The 6,849-nt window shown below is 36.4% G+C and carries 4 protein-coding genes; 3 read left to right on the plus strand and 1 reads right to left on the minus strand.

What is annotated here, in order from left to right:
• A partial coding sequence (locus K6G87_RS13960) for a hypothetical protein (protein ID WP_296838535.1) occupies positions 1-372 on the minus strand: 372 nt, incomplete at its 3' end.
• 314 nt (positions 373-686) lie between these two features.
• On the opposite strand from K6G87_RS13960, the gene K6G87_RS13965 reads away from it, so the two are divergent.
• The 3 genes from K6G87_RS13965 to K6G87_RS13975 all read left to right on the plus strand — a co-directional run.
• The gene (locus K6G87_RS13965) at positions 687-2,837 is read left to right on the plus strand and encodes an HD domain-containing phosphohydrolase (RefSeq protein ID WP_296838539.1); all 2,151 of its coding nucleotides are present in this window, start codon (positions 687-689) and stop codon (positions 2,835-2,837) included.
• Positions 2,838-2,916: 79 nt separating this feature from the next.
• Positions 2,917-5,031 (plus strand): HD-GYP domain-containing protein, encoded by a 2,115-nt coding sequence (locus tag K6G87_RS13970; RefSeq protein WP_296838542.1) that lies wholly within the window; start codon positions 2,917-2,919, stop codon positions 5,029-5,031.
• A gap of 313 nt (positions 5,032-5,344) precedes the next feature.
• Positions 5,345-6,849 (plus strand): biotin/lipoyl-binding protein (locus tag K6G87_RS13975; protein ID WP_296838543.1); only part of this gene is annotated, 1,505 nt, incomplete at its 3' end.

Below are 6,849 nucleotides of genomic sequence, written 5' to 3' on the forward strand. Positions count from 1 at the left end.
ATTCCATTCTACGATGCCATCTTCGTACTCGGGGTACATCTTAACTGACTCAATGACTTCCTTATAAAGATCATCAGTTGCATTATCCCAGGCACCGTCACAGGTAGGGTATATAAATAGTACACTTGTATCATAGGCTGATGCTATGTCCTTTAGCCCTGTTTCTGTGGCAAATGCTATCGCTTCATCCTTAGAACGTCTTTCTTCTTCGAATATCAGAAGAAGAGGAGCTCTGAAAGTGTAATCATTGGTCTTACTGTCAATATTGCTGTTAGGGACATAGGCTTTCAGATAATAGTGTTCAAATTCGTGTTCCCAATATTTGCTGCCATCAGAAAGCGTCTCGACGGCAGGTCTTTGTTTCATTCCCATTTTGCTATCCTCCTAAATTTAATTGAATCCCTATCAACAATATAAAGTAGACGCAGCTTGCATTCTTATTATTTTATGACATATATTTCTTATTTTTTGCGGCGTTGCCTTGAATTTACTAATTCTGTAAAAATGTTTCCAGTGCAATTAAATGCATTTTGATAGTGAAGATTATTAAGTAAATGTCGATATACTATTTGTAGTTATTTGCTTTTGGAATATTGAATGGTAACAGGCAAGTCTCATATTTTCTTTTGTAAACAAGGCAATTAAAGATATATAGCAATTATATGTTTATAATAACGGATGGGATTATGAATAGACGTGTTAAGAGCAGTTTGATCACAGGAATAACTGTATATATAATAACTGTAATTCTTAATTTTATTCTTAACTATCTTTCCATAAGATCGGGTATGCCTCCTCTTTTTGGTATAGCCGGTTCCATGGCTATTGCTATTATGGGGGGATATTTACCTGGCGTATGGGTGGTTTTGTATACGCATCTTCTTACAGGTTTCCTTATAAAAGAGTTTCTTGATTATTCGCTCATAAATATTTTGATCACTATTATCACAGCGTATTTTTCTCAAAAGGGATATTTAAAAAAAATATCCGGTATTATTTCGTATGTCCTTATTACATCTTTTATAAGTGCTGCATTAAGCTATTTTATCGGGTCGCAGACTGGAGGCGTTGACGAACTTATAGCTGCAGGTAACGCGGTATTTGAAGGCTATCTGACGGCTCCTGTAAGCCCACTTTTCTTTTCATCCATAGTTATATTTATAATATCGATCCCGGCTCATATCATATGCCTTATGATAGCTTTTGTGATAGTAAAGCTTGTACCTGAAGATATAAGGATAAGTCTTAATGAATTCAGCTGGCTTCAAAAGCCTATAAAGGGTCAGGAACTTATCAATCTGGATAACACAAAGACAAGGAAGGTAACAACAAAAGCTGTGTTTATAATGGCTCTTATTCTGACTTGTATGACAGTTCTTTTGCTTGTCGCAGTTATAGGCAGCAGGCTTTTCATTGATCATACCAAGGATGAAAATGAAAAGCTTGCAATTGGAACCTCTGAGATGGCTGCAGGTATAATCGATGGTGACAAAATTGATGATTATATCAAAAGTGGAGGTCAGGGGACTGAGTATGAAGAGGTAGTTTTCGAGCTTGAGAACATAAGAAGTATTTCTGACAATATAGAATACGTATATGTCTATAGGATAATGCCTGATGGATGCCATGTAATATTTGACCTTGATACAGAAGATGTCAAAGCATCAGAACCTGGCGAGATAGTCCCCTTTGATACTACATTTGAGCAGTATGTCCCTACTTTGCTGGAAGGTGGTAAGATAGAACCTTTTATTTCTAATACTTATTTTGGAAGGCTCCTTACAGCATATACGCCTGTTTATGATTCGAATGGAGAAGTTGTATGCTATGCAGGTGTTGATATTTCTATGGACTATCTTTATAACTACAGGCACCAATTCTTCATGCGCATTCTTATTACCTGCTCCGGCATTATCATTGTCATAATAATTACAGGTTTGTGGATATCCAAGTACAGGATCATATATCCTGTGAATTCTATTGTAGAAAGGGCCAGATCCTTTAGATACGATAACGAAGATGCCAGAAAATCAAATGTTGAACTTATGGAAGATCTGGGTATCCATACCGGCGATGAAATAGAAAGACTCTATAACTCTTTTTTACAAGTCACCAAAGATAGTATGAAGAGCTTTAGTAAGATGCAGCAAAAGTCAGATTATATAGAAAAGGTTCAGGCCAATCTTATAGTCATACTTGCAGATATGGTTGAAAGCAGAGACGAATCCACAGGCGATCATATCAAAAAGACTTCCATGTATACTCTTATCATCATGAAGCAGATGCGAAAAATGGGTATGCATACAGATATTCTTACAGATGAGTTTATAAGCAATGTATATAAGTCGGCGCCGCTTCATGACATTGGTAAGATCAAAATTACTGATGCGATATTGAATAAGCCGGGAAAGCTGACCCCGGAAGAATTTGAGATCATGAAAATGCATTCAACTTATGGTGGCGAGATAATAGAACAACTTATAGAATCGCTTTCAGAGGCAAGCTATCTGGAAGTTGCAAGAGATATTGCTCTATATCATCACGAAAAATGGGATGGAAGCGGATATCCCAAAGGATTAAAGGAAGAAGAGATACCTCTTTCTGCAAGGATCATGGCTGTAGCAGATGTATTTGATGCTCTTATTTCGGACAGGGTGTATAAAAAGGCATTTTCCTATGAAAAGGCTATGAGTATCATAATCGAAGAATCAGGAACCCACTTTGATCCTGATGTTGTTAAAGCCTTTATAAGTGCAGATGATAAGGTAAGAGAGACAGCAATGCTTCAAAATAAAACTTTAATCATGGATAATGCAGATCAAAGTTTAAATGCATAAAAATATAACATTAATAATGGATAATGAAGACTATAATGGCATATGAAATATATAAGTAAAGTCAAATAAGGATAAGGCTATGGATAAAGCTATATCAAAAAAATGGTTTAAGATACTTTATGTACTTATACCTGTAGTTCTGTTCAATTTCATAGTAAGTTTATTTATGGTCAGGTTAGGACTTAAACCTATTTTAGGACTTGCCGGTTCTATGGTGGTTGCCATTGTATCGGGATACTTTTTTGGTGTATGGACTTCTTTGATATCGCAGTTATTCATATCATTTTTTGTAGACGGCTTTATCTATTATAGTATAGTGACTATTTTAAATGTGATCATCACGGCATTTTTTTATCAAAAAGGGTATTTGAAAAAAAGGGCAGGAATCTTTTTATTTATATCATTAAATGCCTTTATTAGCACTGTTTTTACATATGTTATAGAGGATCAGACAGGACAATTTTATAAATATGTTCAGGTACTTGACGAATATGCTGATATAGTTGATTTTTTGTCTATGGGCATATTTGCAAGATATTCAGTCATCATATTTATTTATGCTTTTATACTTCATACATTTAATATATTTATAGCATTGGGGACAGCAAGGATCATTCCTGATGATATCAAAGATATTTTTAAGAGTATAGGATGGCTTCAAAAGCCTGTTTCAGATGATGAGCTTGAGATGATAAGTAAAAGCGAGACCAGGAAGATCAAGATAAGTACTGTTTTTGCTATATCACTTATAGCCACATGTCTTCTGGTTCTTATAGTTGTTGCGGCTGAAGCAAGAGCTCTTTTTGTAAAGCATACAAAAGAAGAACATAAAGAGATTGCAATAGGCGCTTCTATGATGGCAGCAAAGGCTATTGACGGAGATATTATAGATGAATATATTTCAAGCGGTGGACAAAGTGATGAATATAAAGAAGTCGTAGAAAAGCTTGAAAATATCAGAAAGATTTCAAGTGATATCGAATACATATATGCTTATAAAATAATGAGTGATGGATGTCATGTAATATTCGATCTTGAAACAGAGACACTTAAAGCAGGAGAACCCGGAGAAGTTGTGGGATTTTCTGATTCTTTTGAAGAATATTTACCTACACTTTTAGAAGGCGGGGAGATAGAACCTATAGAAGCAGACGAAGATTATGGATGGCTTCTTACATCCTATACACCTGTTTATAATTCCGAAGGTGCTACCGTATGCTATGCAGGTGCTGACGTCTCAATGAGATATCTAAATAATTATACAAGAAACTTTATAATACGCCTTGTTATCATGTGCTCCGGGATTATCATAGTCATTATAATAACTGGACTGTGGATTGCAAAGTTCAGGGTGATATATCCTGTTGATTCCATGGTCATAAGAGCAAGGGGATTTAAATATGATAGTGAAGATGCAAGAAAAGCTAATGTTGAAAGCTTAAGTGATCTAGATATCCATACCGGCGATGAGATAGAAAGACTTTATAATTCTTTTCTCCAGGTTACTAAAGATAGTATGAACAGCTTTAGTAAGATGCGTCAGAAGACGGATTATATAGAGCAGATGCAGTCTGATCTAATCGTGATACTTGCAGATATGGTTGAAAACAGAGATGAGTCAACGGGCGATCATATCAAAAAGACTTCGATGTATACTTTTATTATCATGAAGCAGATGAGAAGGATGGGGATATACTCTGGTCTATTGACTGATGATTATATAGATAATGTGATCAAGTCAGCACCTCTTCATGATATAGGCAAGATAAGGATTCCGGATGCTATCCTTAATAAGCCCGGCAAGCTTACCAAAGAAGAGTTTGAGATAATGAAGCTTCATTCAACCTACGGTGGAGAGATAATAGATCATCTCATAGAATCGCTTCCTGAAGCAAGTTACCTTGAAATTGCAAGAGATATAGCCTTGTATCATCATGAAAGATGGGATGGAACAGGCTATCCTAAAGGTCTTAAGAAAGAAGGTATTCCGCTGTCTGCAAGGATCATGGCGGTTGCAGATGTATTTGATGCGCTTATTTCTGACAGGGTATATAAGAAGGCTTTTTCTTTTGAAAAAGCTATGAGCATCATTGAAGAAGAGTCCGGAACGCATTTTGACCCTGGAATTGTCAAAGCATTTCTGGCAGCATCAGATGAAGTAAGAGAAACATCTGAAAAATTCAAAAACAGGTAATGGCCTCGAATTCGCAAGGGATAATACAGTTTATAGCATGCGAAGAGTTAATGATAGATAATGACACTTGGCATTTTCAAATATAAGGCGCTGCATATTTGGAAATGCCAGGTGTCTTTTTATGCTTTTTAGCAGAAAATGTGTATTTATAATCTTCAGTTAAATTTCAGCTTGGCTACAGTTTGTTTTAAAGATAAATCTCTATAGTTATTCTTCGAAGGAATATGAAATGTTTGATAGCAGATATTTGCACAGGCTGCAAATACTGTAAAGAACTGATATAGGGAATGCATAAATACTTTAGGAGGCTGAAATGTTCGATTTAGATAGTTGTATAAAGGTAAAGTCAAAATTATCCAAAGGATTCAAAAAAGGAAAAGAGGCAGTAACATCCCATAAGAAGCTTGCTGTAAGTACAGTCGCATTAGCTCTTGCAGGTTGTCTTGTGGTTTCTGTTATTTCTTTTGGCAAAGGGACAGAAAGCAGTGCTGTCCAGACTGTTTCTACAGAGAGCGTTATAAAACAGGATCTTGCAAAGTCTATTGCAGTAAATGGAACAATTGCAAGTACATCAAGCTACAGTCTTTCAAGTGAAATAACTGATGTTACAGTTAATGAACTTAAGGTGTCTGTAGGAGACAGAGTTAAAGAAGGAGACGTTATAGCTGTTCTTGATACAACAAGCCTTGAAAGCTCCCTTGAAATAGCTCAAAAGAATCTTGAAGCAACTGAATCTAAAAATGATATTGACGTAGAATCTTCTGAAAGAAGCTATTCAAATGCATCAGAAACAGCATCTGTGCAAAATACAAGAGCTCAGGATGATGTCAATAAGGCCCAGGATGAGCTTAATAAGTCAACAAGTGAGATGGCAACAGCACAAAATGATGTTAATACAGCAAAGACTGATGTTCAGAACAAGGACACAGCAGTTACCAATGCCAAAAATGATGTTACTAATGCCCAGAACAATGTAAACAATAAGGCAGATGCAGCAACAAAGACTCAGAAAGATTATGACAATGCAGTAAATGCACTATCTGATGCCAAGGCAGCTCTTGATGAAGCAAAGGCTAATGCTCAAAGTGCAGTAGATGCAGCAAATACCAAAGTTAGTGATGCCCAGGCTGAGTATGATAAAGCAAAAACTGACTATGACAGTAAAGAAAGCGCATATAATACAGCTAAAACTGATTATGAAAATGCCAAGAGTGCTTATGATAGTGCAGTATCAAATGTGACAGCTTCAGAGACAGCTTCTGAAACAGAAAGTGCTGACGCATCTCAGAAACCTTCTGAAAGTGCAGATACTACGACAAGCAGTAATGCAAGTAATTCCTCAGTTGATGATAGTAATGTTAAAAGCGCAGAAGAAAAAATGAATTCTGCTAAGAAGGATATGGACGATGCTAAGACAGTACTTGACTCAAAAACAACAGCTCTTAACAATGCCAAAAATGAACTTAGCAGCGCTCAGAACAGTCAGGCAGTAACTGATGCTCAGAACAAGTACAATGCTGCACTTGAAGCCAAGAATAATGCAGAAAAAGCTAATGACAACGCACAGAACGAAAGCAAGAATGCCCAAAGAGACCTTGAAAGCAAGCAGTCTACACTTTCTGATGCACAGACAGCTCAGTCAGAGGCTAAAAGTAAGCAGTCAGAAGCTCAGTCCAAATACGACAGCGCCAAATCCCAGACCAAGAGTAATCAGGAAAGCCTTGATAAAGCCAAGGAGAATCAGGAAGATACAACAAGAAATAATCAAAAGACTGTAGCAGACAGTGCAGATTCTGTAGAAAGCAGTAAATTATCTGC

This window comes from Butyrivibrio sp. (assembly GCF_024699075.1).